The sequence below is a fragment of the Streptomyces sp. NPDC059455 genome (genome assembly GCF_042750115.1).
Lineage (GTDB): Bacteria > Actinomycetota > Actinomycetes > Streptomycetales > Streptomycetaceae > Streptomyces > Streptomyces endocoffeicus.
Window position 1 is genome coordinate 1 of the sequence record NZ_JBHYVB010000240.1, and the last position, 15,668, is coordinate 15,668.

A 15,668-nucleotide genomic window follows, 5' to 3' on the forward strand; every position below is an offset into this window, starting at 1 on the left:
GCCCCCCCACTGGTGTGTGCCGCGGGGGGCCCCCGTCTGGCCCGGCACTGGGGCCCCCCCCCGGGCCCCCGGGGGGGTGGGGGGCCCCCCGTGTGGGGGAAGGGGCGGGAGGGGAGCAGCCCGCCGAGGCGGCACGGCCTCGTCAGTCGTCCGGGTCCGCCGGATGCGGTGCCAGCAGCGGCAGCGACGACGCCAAGCGCTGCTCGCACAGCTCGACCAGCCGGTCGTACCCGGCCTTGCCCATCAGCTCCGTGAGCTCCGGCCGGTACGACCGGAACACCGGCTCCCCGGCCCCGTGCGCCGAGGTGGCCGAGGTGCACCACCAGTGCAGATCGTGGCCGCCCGGCCCCCAGCCGCGCCGGTCGTACTCGGCGATGGTGATCCGCAGTACCCGGGTGTCGTCCGGCCGGTCGATCCAGTCGTAGGACCGGCGCACCGGCAGCTGCCAGCACACGTCCGGCTTGGTCTCCAGCGGTTCGCGCCCCTCCCGCAGCGCCAGGATGTGCAGTGCGCAGCCCGCGCCGCCCGCGAAGCCCGGCCGGTTCTGGAAGATGCACGAGCCCTTGTGGCGCCGGGTCTGCCGCTCGCCGTCGTCGTCCTCCTGCACCCACCCCGAGGCGTGCCCCTCGTCGTGGAACTGCCAGATCTCCGGGGTCAGCCGGGCCATATGGCGTCCGACCCGCGCTTCGTCGTCCTCGTCCGAGAAGTGCGCGCCCAGCGTGCAGCAGCCGTCGTCGGCCCGCCCCGCCTGGATGCCCTGGCAGCCCTGGCCGAAGATGCAGGTCCACTTGGAGGTCAGCCAGGTCAGATCGCATCGGAAGAGCTGTTCGTCGTCGGCCGGATCGGGGAATTCGACCCATGCGCGGGCGAAGTCCAGGCCGACCTCGTCCTCGGTGCTCGGGGCGTTCTCGGCGCCCTCCGCCCCGGACGGCATCGGCTCCTCGGCCGCCCACTCCGGGGCGGCCTTCCGGCGTTTGTCCTGCTTCGCCTTTTTCGTCTTTGCCACGGTGCAAGGGTAGGCGCCTTCGGTGAAAAGCCGGAGGTGGGGACCGCGTGCGTCCCCGGCGCGGCTTCTGCGCGAGATCGTAGGGGACCTGTGCATGACACCGAGGTGGGAGCAGTAGCGTTCACGCTATGAGACTCGGTGTCCTCGACGTGGGTTCGAATACGGTTCATCTGCTCGTGATGGACGCCCACCCCGGCGCGCGCCCGCTGCCCGCGCATTCGCACAAGGCCGAGCTGCGGCTGGCCGAACTCCTCGACGGGCACGGGGCCATTGGCCCCGAGGGCGTCGACCGCCTGATCGCGGTGGTCATGGAGGCGCTGGAGGCGGCCGAGGACAAGGGCGTCGAGGACGTCCTGCCGTTCGCGACCTCCGCCGTCCGCGAGGCGTCCAACGCCGATGAGGTCCTGGCCCGGGTCGCCGAGGAGACCGGCGTGCGGCTCCAGGTGCTCAGCGGCGCGGACGAGGCGCGGCTCACCTTCCTGGCCGCCCGCCGCTGGTTCGGCTGGTCCGCGGGGAAGCTGCTGGTCCTGGACATCGGCGGCGGTTCGCTGGAGATCGCGTACGGCATGGACGAGGAGCCCGACGCGGCGGTCTCGCTGCCGCTGGGGGCCGGCCGGCTGACCGGGTCCTGGCTGCCCGGCGATCCGCCCGACCCGGCGGACGTACGGGCCCTGCGGCGCCATGTGCGGGCCGAGATCGCCCGGAGCGTCGGCGATTTCAGCCGTCATGGGGCGCCGGACCATGTGGTGGCCACGTCCAAGACCTTCAAGCAGCTGGCCAGGATCACCGGCGCCGCGCGCTCCGCCGAGGGGCTCTACGTGGAGCGCCGGCTCACCCGCCGGGCGCTGGAGGAGTGGGTGCCGAAGCTGGCCACCATGCCCACCCAGGAGCGGGCCGAGCTGCCCGGGGTCTCCGAGGGCCGGGCCGGACAGCTCACGGCCGGGGCGCTGGTGGCGGAGGCCGCGATGGACCTGTTCGGCGTGGACCAGCTGGAGATCTGCCCGTGGGCGCTGCGCGAGGGCGTGATCCTCCGCCGCCTGGACCATCTGCCCACCTGACCACGGAGCGTGACCGGGGCCGGAAAGCGGCGGCCGTTCAGCCGCGAAGGCCGCCGCGGTTCGGTTGCGGAGAGCAGCCGCCGTACGCTGTCCCTCGTGACAGAGCCAGTGGTGCGCATCCCGGATGCGAAGGTCGCGCTGTCCACAGCCTCGGTCTATCCGGAGTCGACGGCGACGGCCTTCGAGATCGCGGCACGCCTGGGCTACGACGGCGTCGAGGTCATGGTGTGGACCGATCCGGTCAGCCAGGACATCGAGGCGCTGCGTCGGCTCTCGGACTACCACCAGGTGCCGATCCTCGCCGTGCACGCCCCCTGTCTGCTGATCACCCAGCGGGTCTGGTCGACCGACCCGTGGGTGAAGCTGCAGCGGGCGAGGGCGGCCGCCGAGAAGCTCGACGCGTCCACCGTCGTGGTCCACCCGCCGTTCCGATGGCAGCGGGCGTACGCCCGTGAGTTCGTCCGCGGAATCTGGCGGATGGCGGACGAGACCGATGTGCGGTTCGCGGTCGAGAACATGTACCCGTGGCGCTATCGCGACCGCGAGATGCTGGCGTACGCCCCGGGCTGGGACGTCACCCAGGACGACTACCGCCACTTCACGATCGATCTGTCGCACACCTCCACCGCCCGTACGGACGCGCTGGAGATGGTGGACCGCATGGGCGACCGGCTGGCCCATCTCCACCTCGCCGACGGCCAGGGCTCCAACAAGGACGAGCACCTGGTGCCGGGGCGCGGCACCCAGCCCTGCGCCGAGCTGCTGGAACGGCTCGCGGTCGGCGGTTTCGACGGCAATGTGGTCGTCGAGGTCAACACCCGGCGTGCCATGTCGACGACCGAGCGCGAGGCCGATCTGGCGGAGGCCCTGGCCTTCACCCGGCTGCACCTCGCCTCGCCGACCTCGACCACCCGGCGGCGCAGGGCGGTGCCCGGTTCATGACCGCCGCCGCATCCGGGTCCGCCACACCCCCGCGCAAGCGCGGCCGCCCGGCCCGTACGAGCGCCTCCGACGGCCCCGCCGCCCGCGACCGGATCCTGATCGCGGCGCGCAACGAGTTCGCCGAGCGCGGCTACGACAAGACCTCGATCCGTGGCATCGCCAAGGCCGCGGAGGTGGACCCGGCGCTGGTCCACCACTACTTCGGCACCAAGGAGCAGGTCTTCGAGGCGGCCATCGAGCTGATCTTCGCCCCCGCCATGGGCGTCCCGGACGCGGTGCACGGAAGCCGGGAGGGCGCGGGCGAGCGGATGGCCCGCTATATGTTCGGCATCTGGGAGAACCCGGTCAGCAGGCTGCCGCTGCTCGCCGTGATGCGCTCGGCGCTGACCAACGAGACCGCCGCCACGGTGCTGCGCGGCATGATCGAGCGCCGGGTGCTGGTGCGGGTGGCGGGTGAGCTGGATGTGCCGAACCCCGAGTTCCGGGCCCAGCTCGCGGCCGGGCATCTGATCGGGATCGCGATGCTGCGGTATGTGATCCGGATGGAGCCGATGGCCTCGGCGGAGACGGACGACATCGTGGCCATGGTGGGGCCGACCCTCCAGCGCTATCTGACCGAAAGCTGATCGAAATCCCGATCGAAATCCCGATCGTCCGGGCGTGAACGGGCCGATCGCTGACCGAGCGCTGATCGGTCCGTTCCGCTCAGTGACCCGTCCGTCTCTGGATCCGGACGGACCATCCGGATCCATGGACACAGGCGTAGGCTCAGAAGACTCCGATCCGATCCGCAGGACGCACGTATCACGAGGGAGCCGAGCACCGTGCCCGAGCTGAGGTCTCGCACCGTCACCCATGGCCGCAACATGGCGGGCGCCCGCGCCCTTATGCAGGCTTCCGGCGTAGCGCGCGAGGACTTCGGCAAGCCGATCGTCGCCGTCGCCAACAGCTTCACCGAGTTCGTGCCCGGCCACACCCACCTCCAGCCGGTGGGCCGGATCGTCAGCGAGGCAATCCACGCGGCGGGCGGCATTCCGCGCGAGTTCAACACCATCGCCGTGGACGACGGCATCGCCATGGGCCACGGCGGGATGCTCTACAGCCTCCCCTCCCGCGACCTGATCGCCGACTCCGTGGAGTACATGGTCGAGGCGCACTGCGCCGACGCGCTGATCTGCATCTCCAACTGCGACAAGATCACCCCCGGGATGCTGATGGCCGCGATGCGGCTCAACATCCCGACCGTCTTCGTCTCCGGCGGCCCCATGGAGGCGGGCCGGGCCACGCTCGTCGACGGCACCGTCCGCAAGCTGGACCTGATCAACGCGATCTCGGACGCGGTCAACGAGAACGTCTCGGACGAGGACATCCTCCGCATCGAGAACAACGCCTGCCCGACCTGTGGCTCCTGTTCCGGCATGTTCACCGCCAACTCGATGAACTGCCTGACCGAGGCGATGGGCCTCTCCCTGCCGGGCAACGGTTCGGTGCTGGCCACCCACACCGCCCGCAAGGCGCTCTACGAGACCGCCGGCCGTACGGTCGTGGAGATCACCAAGCGCCACTACGAGCAGGACGACGAGACGGTTCTGCCGCGCGCCATCGGGTCCCGCGCCGCCTTCGAGAACGCCATGGCGCTCGACATCGCCATGGGCGGCTCGACCAACACGATCCTCCACCTGCTGGCCGCCGCCCAGGAGGCCGGTCTCGACTACGACCTCAATGACATCAACGAGGTCTCCCGCCGGGTGCCGTGCCTCGCCAAGGTCGCCCCGAACGTCGCCCCCGGCGGCACGTACTACATGGAGGACGTGCACCGCGCGGGCGGCATCCCGGCGATCCTCGGCGAGCTGTTCCGCGGCGGACTGCTGAACGAGGACGTCCACTCCGTGCACAGCTCCTCGCTCGCCGACTGGCTCAAGACCTGGGACGTGCGCGGCGGTTCGCCGTCCGCCGAGGCCATCGAGCTGTGGCACGCGGCCCCCGGCTGCAAGCGCTCCGCCACCGCCTTCTCGCAGTCCGAGCGCTGGGACACCCTGGACACGGACGCCGCCGGCGGCTGCATCCGCGACATGGAGCACGCCTACTCCAAGGACGGCGGGCTCGCCGTCCTCAAGGGCAATCTGGCCGTCGACGGCTGTGTGGTGAAGACCGCGGGCGTGGACGAGTCCATCTGGACCTTCGAGGGCCCGGCCGTGGTCTGCGAATCCCAGGAGGAGGCCGTCGAGCGGATCCTGGGCAAGCAGGTCAAGGAGGGCGACGTGGTCGTCATCCGCTACGAGGGCCCCAAGGGCGGCCCCGGAATGCAGGAGATGCTCTACCCGACCTCCTTCCTCAAGGGCCGGGGCCTGGGCAAGACATGCGCGCTGGTCACCGACGGCCGCTTCTCCGGCGGCACGTCGGGCCTCTCCATCGGCCACGCCTCGCCGGAGGCGGCGTCCGGCGGCACCATCGCCCTGGTCCGGGACGGCGACCGGATCCGCATCGACATCCCCGCCCGCTCCATCGAACTCCTGGTGAGCGAGGAGGAGTTGGCGGCCCGCCGCGAGGAGCTCGGCGGCGTCTACGCCCCGAAGAACCGCGAGCGCAAGGTGTCCACCGCGCTGCGCGCCTACGCGGCGATGGCCACCAGCGCGGACAAGGGTGCGGTCCGCGACATCAGCCAGCTGGGCTGACATCCCGCCACCTCAGCCGCCTCGGCCGACGTCCCGCCCCAACCGACGTCCCGCCTCGGTAGCCGCCCCGGCTGACCTCGCGCGGCGTCAGCCGCCCCGGCCGACATCCATTCCGGACGCCTCCAGGGTGTCGTATCCGTAGACCGTGGTGAGGGCGTCCCCGCTCAGCGTCAGCTCGGCGGGGATGCCACCGGGGTCCGTCCGCGCCTTGGTCCGCCACAGCACCCGGCCGTCCCGGCGGTCCAGCGCGACCACCCGGCCCGCGGCGGTGGCCAGATACAGGGCGTTCCGGCGCCCGGACACCACGGGCGGGCCCAGCCACTCCACCTGTGTCGCCTTGCTCCACAGCCGCTTTCCGGTCGTGGTGACGGCGGTGACCTCGCCGTTCTGCCGGACGAAGTACAGCGTGTCGCCGACCAGGGTGGGCGTGATCTGCCGGGCGGAGAGCCCCTCGGGCAGCTTCACCCGGCGCTGCCGTCCCCCGTCCGCGCCGAGGAACAGCAGATCGGTGTAGTCATCGGCGTCTTGCTCGCGCTGCTCCAGATAGAGGAGCTCGCCCGAGCGCTCGGCGAGGAAGGAGCCCACGGAGAGGGTGCCGATCCGCCGGGGCTCTCCCGTGGTGGGGGAGAGGGTGTAGAGCCCGCTCGGAACGGCCGGGTCGCCCCGGTCCTCCAGCGGTCCGCAGTCCGCGAGGGGACGTCCGGCCACCACATTCGGGCCGCAGCTCAGCCCGCGGCCGACCCGGCGCGACCAGAGCGTGCGGCCGGTGCGCACGTCCACCGCCTGGAACGTCTCCTCGTCCCAGCTCTGGGTGAGCACGGCCGGGTGGTCCCCGCGCCGGAACACCGCCCCCTGGGACGCGCTGCCGATGTCGGTCCGCCAGACCCGCTCACCGTCGCTGGTGCGGTAGCCCTCCAGCCGGGCCGTGCCGTCCGACTTCTCCACGGTGCCCAGCACGAGACCGTCGGCCACTCCGATCAGCTCGCTCGGCTTGGCCGACCGGTGCCAGGCCACCCGCCCCCGGACGTCCAGCCGGGTCAGGGCGATCCCGGAACCACCGCAGTACAGATCCGTGCCCGAGGGCAGACAGCGGCGGCCGGTCAGCTCGCTGACCGAGCGCGGAGCGCCATCGGCGCTGGTCACGATGTCGGTGCCGGGTCCGGCGAGGGTGCGCTGCCAGGGGCGCCAGCCGGACGGGAGCGAGCCGTTCGCCGATGAGCGGGCGGTGGGGCGGGCGTCCGGCTCGCCCTCGGGCCCGGACCCGGCCCGCAGGAAGACGATCGTCCCCACGACGGCGGCGACCAGGCCCGCGGCCGTGGCGGCGATCACCAGGGGGCGGCGCGTCAGATAGGCGCTGCCCGGCGCACGGCCGACTTCGGTCGGCACGGCGGCGTCGCCCTCGTCGCCATCGTCGTCCTCGCCGGTGCCGCCGTCCGCGTCCGTGACGTCCTTACGGTCGTCATCACCGCCCTTACCGTCCTTGGAAGCGTCGTCACCGTCGTCCTCGGGCAGCGTCCGCAGCCGCTCCAGCAGCTCGTCCAGCCCGGGGCGCGCGGGCGGGTCCTTGCTCAGGCAGCCCGCGACCGCGTCACGCAGCGGCCCGGTCACCGCGTCCAGCGCCGGGGGCTCGTACACCACGTGATAGGCGGTCATATACGGGCTGTCCGCGGCGAACGGGCTCTGCCCGGTCGCCGCGTACACCAGCACCGTCGCCAGCGAGAACACATCGGACTCCGGCCCGACCTCGCGCGGATCGCGCAGCTGCTCCGGCGACATGAACGGGGGCGTGCCCATGACCCGGCCCGTCATGGTCAGCGTCTGGTGGTCGGCCGCCCGGGAGATGCCGAAGTCGATGACGCGGGGGCCCTCGTCGGACAGCACGATGTTGGCCGGTTTCAGATCCCGGTGCACCACCCCCGCCCGATGGACGTCCCGTAGCGCCTCCACCAGCCCGATCGCCAGCCGCCGCAACTCGGCGCCGCGCAGCGGACCGTCCGCCGCGACCTGCTCGGCGAGGGTCCGGCCGGGGACGTACGAGGTCGCCATCCACGGCAGCACGGCATCGGGGTCCGCGTCCACGACGGCCGCGGTGAACGCGCCGCTGACCCGCCGGGCGGCCGCGACCTCCTGGCGGAACCGCACCCGGAACTCGTCGTCGTCGGCGAACTGCTGATGCACCACCTTCAGCGCCAGCCGCCGCCCCGACGGTGACCGGGCCAGATACACCGTGCCCATCCCGCCACGGCCGAGCCGTCGCTCGAGTGCGTAGCCTCCGATGGACTCCGGGTCCCCGGCGCGCAGTGCCATTCCTGTCTTCTCCCACCGACCCACGATCCGGCGGTCACTCTAGGCCCGGCTCGCGCCGGGGGCCCGTGGCGCCGCTCACCAACCGGCCGGATTCCGCCCGTCCACGGCGAAGAGCGTGCCGTCCGGGGCCGTCGCGAACACCTTGCCGTCCGCCACCACCGGCGCGGGCATCAGATCCAGGAAGCCCTGACCGGCCGCGCCCCCGCGCGAGCGGGTCTCGCCGATCACCTCGCCCCGCTGGGCGCCCACGGCCAGCAGCCGGCCGTCCGCCGCCGAGAAGTACAGCCTGCCGTCCACCGCCACCAGCGGCGAGGCGTTGGAGACCGAGGTCTCCAGGCGCCAGAGCCGCGCCCGCGCCGAGCCCTCGCGCGCGGTGTCGAAGGCCACCAACCCGCCGTCCGCGCCCAGTACATACACCCGATCGCCGCTGGTGACGACGCTGATCGCGGACACCGGCGCGGACAGCGCGACCCGCCGCGCCGCGCGCCGCTCCGGGTCGTAGCGGACCACGGCGGTGGTGCTGGTCTGAGTGTCCGTCTCGGTCAGCAGCAGTACGCCATCGGGGCCGCTTCCGGCCGGGGTGAGGTTGCCGCTGAGCGAGGCGTGCCAGCGCGTCGTACCGCGCACCGTGTCCACCGCCGTGACCAGCGTGTGCGAGCCGTCGCCCGCGGTGGTCACGGCGTACGCGGTACGGCCGTCGCCGTACGAGAAGAAGGCGGGCCGGGCGTGGCCGGGCAGCCGGTGGCTCCAACGCTCCTTGTTCGTCGCCCCGTTCACCGACGTGACCATGCCGTCCGGCGTGACCAGCAGCACGGAGTCGCCCGAGGAGTAGACCCCGCCCTGGTAGCGGGACAGATCGCGGCTCCAGCGGACGCGATGGGTCGTGGGATCGAGCGCCCGCAGCCGCCCGCCGTCCGGGGACACCGTCCGCACCAGACCGCCCGCGACCACGGGGGCGGAGATCGTCGCGCCGTCGCCGGGGCGCGCCGCCGCGGACGGCCGCGACCAGACCACGCGGCCGTCGTCCGGATCGACCCGGGCGGTCTCGATACCGTGCCGGGCGCAGTACAGCGCGCCCGCTCCGTACGAGCAGAACGCGGGCCGCGCCCCCGAGCCCACGGCCTTTCCGGCGTCCAGCCCGGTCGTCCAGGGGCGCCACGCCTCCGCGGTCGCCGCGCTGATCCGCGGGCGGCCGCCGCCGGAGGAGCCCGTGCCGTCGAAGGGGCGCAGTGCGACGACGGTGCCCGCGCCGAGCAGTACGACAGCCGCGAGCCCGGAGAAGGCCCACCGCCGGATCCCCCGGCGCCGCGCCACGGGCTGGTCCGGCCCCGACTCGGGCCGGTCCGCGGCCGGTTCCGGCTCGGGAGCCGCCTTCACATGCGTATCGGGATCCGCCGTATCGGGATCCACAGGACCGGGACCCGCCGTATCGGGGGCCGCCGTTTCGGCAGGGGCGGCAAGGGCCGCCTTCACCTGCGTATCCGTGGCGCCGTCGTCCTGCCCCCAGCGTCCGCCCGGCAGCGAGTGCGGCTCCGGTGTCCGCTGCTGCGGCACCAGCGGAACGGGTCCGCGCGGCACCGGCGACTGGGGTCCGCCGACCGCGCGCAACACCGTCATCAGGGCGTCGGGTGTGGGGCGGTCCTCGGGGTTCTTGGCCAGACACCGCTGGATCAGCGGCAGCAGCTCATCCGGCACCCCCGCCAGATCCGCCTCGTCGTGCACCACCTGGTACGCCACGATGTACGGGCTCTCGGACTCGAACGGCCCCCGCCCGGTGGCCGCGTGCACCAGCACCGACCCCAGCGCGAACACATCCGCCGCCGGTCCCACCGCCCGCGGTCGCTGGAACTGCTCCGGCGCCATGAACGGCGGGGTGCCGATCAACTTCCCCGTCTCGGTGCGCAGTTCGCTGTCGGACGGCCGGGAGATGCCGAAGTCGATGACCTTCGGGCCGTCCGCCGCGAGCAGCACATTGCTCGGCTTGAGATCGCGGTGCACCACGCCCGCCCGATGGATGTCCCGCAGCGCCTCGGCGAGCCCCGCCGCCAGTCGCACCATCTCGTCCGGCGCCAACGGACCGCTCCGCTTGACGTGTTCGGCGAGCGTCGGGCCGGGGATGTAGAGGGTGGCCATCCAGGGCCTCGGCCCCTCCGGGTCGGCATCCACCACGGGCGCCGTGAACGCGCCGCTGACCCGCCGGGCGGCCGCAACCTCCTGCCGGAACCGCGCCCGGAACTCGGGGTCTTCGGCCAACCCGGCATGGACGACCTTCACCGCGAGCCGCCGCCCCGAGTGCGAGCGGGCCAGATGGACCACGCCCATGCCACCGGATCCGAGGCGCGCCTCAAGCTGGTACTGCCCGGCGTACTCCGGATCCTCCGCTTCCGGGCCCGTCCCGGCTCTGTGCACCGGCGGCATGCCCCACCCCCGTGAATTCGGCCGCATTCGCGACTCGGCGAGCCTAGTCGATGACACGTGCGAGCCTTGTTAACCTCCGCATGTCGTGTCACTTCACACGACATGTGCACAACTTCGGAAAGAAGTTCAACGGGGGAGGGGCCACCATGGCCATCGAAGAGACCGCGGAAATCGCAGCCACCACCGACACCACGGACACCGTCGCGGACACGGTGGAAACCACCGCCGGAGCGATTACCTATCCGGTCGCGCCCGGCTACCAGCTGAACGTCCGCAGCGGTCCCGGCACCAACCACCGGCTGGTGAAGGTGCTGCCGTACAACAGCCGGGTCCCCATCCGCTGCCAGCGGCACGGCCAGAAGGTCTCGGGGCCGTACGGCACCTCGGACATCTGGGACAACATCGCCCCGGGGCAGTACGTCTCCGACGCGTATGTGAAGACCGGCAGCGACGGCTTCGTCACCGTGCCCTGCGGCTGACCCGCGGCCAGGGCCGGAGCGCGGTCGGCCCCCGGCACCGCGAGTGCGGCGCCGGGGGCCGGGCGACGGAAGGGGGCCTCCCCTATATACGGGCTATGTACGGGTTACCCGGGTGCCGTTACGCCGGGATCCGCTCCTCCAGGGCGGCGCCCCGCTTGACCACCGCGTTGTGCCGCTCGGTCCAGGTGGCCAGCGCCATCTCACAGGCGTGGTCCACATGGCGCAGCCCGGTCAGGTCGAGCTCCACCTCGCGCTCGTGGGGCAGCCCCTCCAGCTCGTCCAGCAGCTTGGGCAGCCGCAGGAAGGTCGCGTTGCCGCGCACCCGGACGTGCAGGGGCTTGTCGCCGGAGCCGGAGCCGGTGCCGGAGCCGGTGCCGGAGCCGGAGTCGGAGCCGTCGCCGTCCTCGCGCCCGGTGACCTCGACATGCACATGCGAGGTCTCCCAGGCGGTCTTGGCCACGGCCATCAGCAGACCGATGATCACGCCCTCGAACATATTGGTGATCACGATCGCGCCGGCGGTGACGATCAGGATGATCGCCTCACCCCGGTGGGTCTTCCACAGCGGCACCAGATCCTTGGTCGGGATCAGCTTCCAGCCGGAGTACACCAGCACACCGGCGAGCGTGGCCACCGGGATGATGCCCAGCGCCGAGGGGAAGAGCACCGCGAAGACCAGCAGCCACACACCGTGCAGCACCCGCGACGCCTTCGTCTTCGCACCGGCCTGCACATTGGCCGCGCTCCGTACGATCACCGCGGTCATCGGCAGTGCGCCGAGCAGACCGCACACCGTGTTGCCCGCGCCCTGCGCCATCAGCTCCTTGTTGTAGTCGGTGCGCGGACCGTCGTGCAGCCGGTCCACGGCCGCGGCGCTGAACAGGCTCTCGGCGGAGGCGATCAGCGTGAACGCGAGCACGGTGCCGATGACGCCCACCTCGGCGAGGGCCTGGAACTCACCGCCGCCGGGCGGCTGAATGGCGTCCAGCAGACCCTTGACCTCGACCCGCGCGATCGGCAGGTCGAAGATCGCGGTCGCGGCCGTGGCGAGCGCGACGGCCGCCAGCGGCGCGGGCAGCACCTTGGCGCCCTGGCGGAAGCGCGGCCACAGCACCAGGACGGCGATCGTCCCGGCGCCCACGGCGACCGCCTTCAGGGCGTCCGCGGAACCGGCCACATCCCCGATGAGCCCCGGAATGCTGAAGATCTTGTCGAGCCCGCTGCTCGGGGCCTTGGCGTCGGCGAGCGCGTACAGCTGTCCGGCGATCAGCACCAGGCCGATGCCCGCGAGCATGCCCTGCACCACGGCGACGGAGATCGCCCGGAACCAGCGGCCGAGGCCGAGCGCGCCCATGGCCAGCTGGAGCAGTCCGGAGATGAGGACGAGGACACCGAGCGCGGCGACGCCGTATCGCTCCACGGCCTCGTAGACCAGCACGGTCAGACCGGCGGCCGGGCCGGACACCTGCAGGCTGCTGCCCGGCAGAAAGCCGGTGACCAGCCCGCCGACGATGCCGGTGATCAGGCCGAGCTCGGCCGGCACCCCGGAGGCGACCGCCACCCCCACGCACAGGGGGACGGCCACCAGGAAGACGACGAGAGAAGCGGTGAAGTCGGCGCGGAAGGTTCCGGCGCCGGATGAGCCTGAGGTGCCTCCGGCACCACGGAAACGGTCAAGGAGATTTCGCATGAGGGTTGCCTCCAGTGCGCCCCGTCACCGGCTCATGGGCAGGCGGGGGCACGGCATAGCGCTACGTCAGTGGGATCGATGGAATCGGTCGCTGGCGGTTGAGATCGCTTGCTGCGAGACGCGTGAAAAGCGTTGAGATGTGCGAGAGACGGACCGCCGGGCCACAGCGGTGTAGCTCTCAGCAGCGGAAGATCTGGAGGATGACGGGCAGTTCGCCCGATCTCGACACCGGAACGGCTTGCCGTCCGGTGACCGAGGTGGAAATGGCGGTACGCGGCACCGGAACACCGGCATCGCAACCGCACACACATCCGTATTTGCCGCTCGGCGTGGGAGCGGTGAGCGGGGCCCTTCCGCGGAGCCCCTTGCAATCTTCAGTTCCGTGGTCGCCGTGCGCGGATACCAATGATTCGGTGGTCGGCCGCGGATCGGCTGATGCGGTGGCGCTGACCGTTTCGGGATGGATGACCTGCGCGGACGCGCAATCGGCCGCGATGAAGAGGGCAAGCAACACGGCAACCGCCGTTACCAGCGCGTGAGCGGTATGCCGGAACGTCCTCACCATCGCCCCCTTCCCGTACGTATAGACACCGAGCCCTATTGTGTCCATGAGACTGTGACCATTTGCAAGTCGATATGTAACCGACTTGTGAACTTGGAGTCATCGAACAGGACTGTTTCGTTCCGGGCGCCCTGGTTGGCGCGGGCGCAAAGCGGCCTGGCCGTCACGCCGGGCGGCGTGTAAAAATTAATTCATCGAACAATGAATAAGAAATTCATAAGAGCCAGGGGGAATGCGCCACCCGTGCGAGGATGGCGGAGAACAACCTACGCAGCACACGCACAAGCCGCACAGGCATGAGGAGAGCCGCACCATGACGGAGAAGGTCGCCGTGCTCGGCACGGGAAAGATCGGCGAAGCCCTTCTCAGCGGAATGATCCGAGGCGGCTGGTCGCCATCCGATCTGCTGGTCACGGCCCGCCGCCCCGAGCGTGCCGAGGAGCTCCGCTCGCGCTACGGCGTCGAAGCCGTCTCCAACGCCGAGGCCGCCAAGGCCGCCGAGACCCTCATCCTCACCGTCAAACCGCAGGACATGGGCGCCCTGCTCGATGAGCTCGCCCCGCACGTCCCCGCCGACCGGCTGGTCGTCTCCGGCGCCGCCGGCATCCCCACCTCCTTCTTCGAGGCGCGCCTGGCCGCCGGCACCCCGGTCGTCCGGGTCATGACCAACACCCCGGCGCTGGTCGACGAGGCCATGTCCGTCATCTCGGCGGGCAGCCACGCCACCGAGGAGCACCTCGCCCACACCGAGGCGATCTTCGGCGGCGTCGGCAAGACGCTGCGCGTCCCCGAGTCCCAGCAGGACGCCGCGACCGCGCTCTCCGGCTCCGGTCCGGCCTACTTCTACTTCCTCGTCGAGGCGATGACCGACGCGGGCATCCTGCTCGGCCTGCCCCGCGACAAGGCCCATGACCTGATCGTCCAGGCGGCCATCGGCGCGGCCGTGATGCTGCGCGACAGCGATCAGCACCCGGTCAAGCTGCGCGAGGCCGTGACCTCCCCGGCGGGCACCACCATCAACGCCATCCGCGAACTGGAGAGCCACGGGGTGCGCGCCGCGCTGATCGCCGCGCTGGAGGCGGCCCGCGACCGCAGCCGCGAGCTCGCCTCCGGCAACAGCTGACGGAGAGCCGCTTCGCTCAGGCGGGCGGCAGCAGCCCGACCGCCGCATACGCCTCGTCCACCCGGGGCCGGGCCAGCCCACGCGCCCGCTCGGCCCCGGCCCGCAGCACCCCGTCCACATACGACGGGTCGGCGCACAGCTCGGCGTGCCGGGCCTGAAGCGGACGCAGCACCTCCAGCACCGCCTCCGCCGTGGCACCCTTCAGCGCCCCGTACGAGCTGAACTCCTCGGCCAGCACCTCCGGCTTGCCATCGGTGCACGAGGCCAGCACATCCAGCAGATTGGCCACCCCCGGCTGCTCCGTCCGGTCGTATCGCACCTCGGTGCCGCTGTCCGTGACCGCACGCATGACCTTCCTCCGCACCACATCCGGCTCGTCGAGCAGATAGACGATGCCCGCCGTCTCCGCGTGCGACTTCCCCATCTTCGAGGTCGGGTCCTGCAGATCCATCACCCGCGCCGAGACCCGCGGACTGGTGGCCCGGGGCACGGTGAAGACCGGTCCGTATCGCTGATTGAACCGCTGCGCCAGATCCCGGGCCAGCTCCACATGCTGCGTCTGGTCCTCGCCGACCGGCACCTCATGCGTTCCGTAGCCGAGGATGTCGGCGGCCATCAGCGCCGGATAGGTGAGCAGCGACAGCCGTACGCTCCCCCCTCTCGCCTGCTCCCGCGCGGCCTTCTCCTTGTACTGGATCATCCGCCGCATCTCACCGTCGGTGGCCGTGCACTCCATGAGATAGGACAGCCGCGCGTGCTCATCCACATGACTCTGCACGAACAGCGTGCAGCGCTCGGGGTCGAGCCCCGAGGCGAGCAGCAGCGTGGCGGCCTGCCGGGTGAGCCGCCGTACCCGCGCCGGATCGTGCTCCACGGTGAGCGCGTGCAGATCGACGACGCAGAACAGCGCGTCGGCACGGTGCTGGTCCTCCTGAACCCACCGGCGCACGGCCCCGAGGTAGTTCCCGAGGGTCAGATGCCCGCTCGGTTTGATCCCACTGAAGATCCGGCGCCGTGCCGTCTTCGTCCCTGTCATCTCTCCGCGTCTCCCGCTGTGTCGGGACCGCCGACCCGGTCGGCCGGGATTCGCGGGAGGGAGAAACGCGAACGGCCGCCGGAGCGGCGGCCGTGGTTGCGCATGTGGATAGGGGCGGCCGCCGTCAGGCGGCCCACCACCGTGGGTGAACACATGCGCTCGTCATGCCATGGACAGTACGCCCTGACGGGGGGTCCGGCCATGGGTTTGGTGGTCCTCGGGGCGTCGTGTAGTGTTCACCGAGTTGCCACGGAGCCCTGCGGGGAAACGCGACAACCACTTGAGCCGCACCGGCGGCAAACCACTACTGCACGGCCCCTCATCGGGATGGATTTCGGCATGCCGGAATTCGGACCGGGGAACTCGATTATG

At 71.6% G+C, this 15,668-nt stretch carries 12 protein-coding genes; 6 read left to right on the forward strand and 6 right to left on the reverse strand.

Annotation, left to right across the window (positions count from 1 at the left end; translation table 11 throughout):
- Window positions 1-142 precede the first annotated feature (142 nt).
- Window positions 143-1,006 carry a hypothetical protein gene (locus ACFXB5_RS46490; RefSeq protein ID WP_385220175.1) on the reverse strand — a complete coding sequence of 288 codons (864 nt, stop codon included), beginning with the start codon at window positions 1,004-1,006 and terminating at the stop codon, window positions 143-145.
- A 128-nt stretch (window positions 1,007-1,134) separates the two neighbouring features.
- Here ACFXB5_RS46490 and ACFXB5_RS46495 point away from each other — a divergent pair, with 128 nt between their 5' ends.
- The 4 genes from ACFXB5_RS46495 (at window position 1,135) to ilvD (ending at window position 5,681) form a co-directional block, all read left to right on the forward strand.
- The gene (locus ACFXB5_RS46495; protein WP_385220178.1) at window positions 1,135-2,064 is read left to right on the forward strand and encodes a Ppx/GppA family phosphatase; all 930 of its coding nucleotides are present in this window, start codon (window positions 1,135-1,137) and stop codon (window positions 2,062-2,064) included.
- 96 nt (window positions 2,065-2,160) lie between these two features.
- The gene (locus ACFXB5_RS46500; RefSeq protein ID WP_385220181.1) at window positions 2,161-3,006 is read left to right on the forward strand and encodes a sugar phosphate isomerase/epimerase family protein; all 846 of its coding nucleotides are present in this window, start codon (window positions 2,161-2,163) and stop codon (window positions 3,004-3,006) included.
- Window positions 3,003-3,632, forward strand: coding sequence for a TetR/AcrR family transcriptional regulator (locus tag ACFXB5_RS46505; RefSeq protein ID WP_201857133.1), 630 nt, complete (start codon window positions 3,003-3,005; stop codon window positions 3,630-3,632). Before ACFXB5_RS46500 ends, ACFXB5_RS46505 begins: the two co-directional genes overlap by 4 nt.
- A 198-nt stretch (window positions 3,633-3,830) precedes the next feature.
- Window positions 3,831-5,681 carry a dihydroxy-acid dehydratase gene (gene ilvD / locus ACFXB5_RS46510; protein ID WP_385220185.1) on the forward strand — a complete coding sequence of 617 codons (1,851 nt, stop codon included), beginning with the start codon at window positions 3,831-3,833 and terminating at the stop codon, window positions 5,679-5,681.
- 87 nt (window positions 5,682-5,768) lie between these two features.
- Here the strand turns inward: ilvD and ACFXB5_RS46515 are convergent, their stop codons facing one another.
- Both ACFXB5_RS46515 and ACFXB5_RS46520 read right to left on the reverse strand, forming a co-directional pair.
- Window positions 5,769-7,988, reverse strand: coding sequence for a PQQ-binding-like beta-propeller repeat protein (locus ACFXB5_RS46515; RefSeq protein WP_385220188.1), 2,220 nt, complete (start codon window positions 7,986-7,988; stop codon window positions 5,769-5,771).
- Window positions 7,989-8,063: 75 nt separating this feature from the next.
- Window positions 8,064-10,406: a PQQ-binding-like beta-propeller repeat protein gene (locus ACFXB5_RS46520; RefSeq protein WP_385220191.1), complete on the reverse strand. Its 2,343-nt coding sequence runs from the start codon at window positions 10,404-10,406 to the stop codon at window positions 8,064-8,066.
- Window positions 10,407-10,552: 146 nt separating this feature from the next.
- Between ACFXB5_RS46520 and ACFXB5_RS46525 the strand changes: the two genes are divergently transcribed.
- Window positions 10,553-10,885 (forward strand): SH3 domain-containing protein, encoded by a 333-nt coding sequence (locus tag ACFXB5_RS46525; RefSeq protein ID WP_385220194.1) that lies wholly within the window; start codon window positions 10,553-10,555, stop codon window positions 10,883-10,885.
- Window positions 10,886-11,003: 118 nt separating this feature from the next.
- Here the strand turns inward: ACFXB5_RS46525 and ACFXB5_RS46530 are convergent, their stop codons facing one another.
- Both ACFXB5_RS46530 and ACFXB5_RS46535 read right to left on the reverse strand, forming a co-directional pair.
- Complete coding sequence (locus ACFXB5_RS46530) at window positions 11,004-12,575, reverse strand: SulP family inorganic anion transporter (protein ID WP_385220195.1); 1,572 nt, start codon at window positions 12,573-12,575, stop codon at window positions 11,004-11,006.
- 178 nt (window positions 12,576-12,753) lie between these two features.
- Window positions 12,754-13,140: a hypothetical protein gene (locus ACFXB5_RS46535; protein WP_385220198.1), complete on the reverse strand. Its 387-nt coding sequence runs from the start codon at window positions 13,138-13,140 to the stop codon at window positions 12,754-12,756.
- A 310-nt stretch (window positions 13,141-13,450) separates the two neighbouring features.
- On the opposite strand from ACFXB5_RS46535, the gene proC reads away from it, so the two are divergent.
- Window positions 13,451-14,260, forward strand: a complete 810-nt coding sequence (gene proC, locus ACFXB5_RS46540) for a pyrroline-5-carboxylate reductase (RefSeq protein ID WP_201857140.1) — start codon at window positions 13,451-13,453, stop codon at window positions 14,258-14,260.
- Between the two features lie 16 nt (window positions 14,261-14,276).
- Here proC and trpS read toward each other — a convergent pair whose 3' ends face one another.
- Window positions 14,277-15,296, reverse strand: a complete 1,020-nt coding sequence (gene trpS, locus ACFXB5_RS46545) for a tryptophan--tRNA ligase (protein ID WP_385220202.1) — start codon at window positions 15,294-15,296, stop codon at window positions 14,277-14,279.
- Window positions 15,297-15,668: the final 372 nt, after the last annotated feature.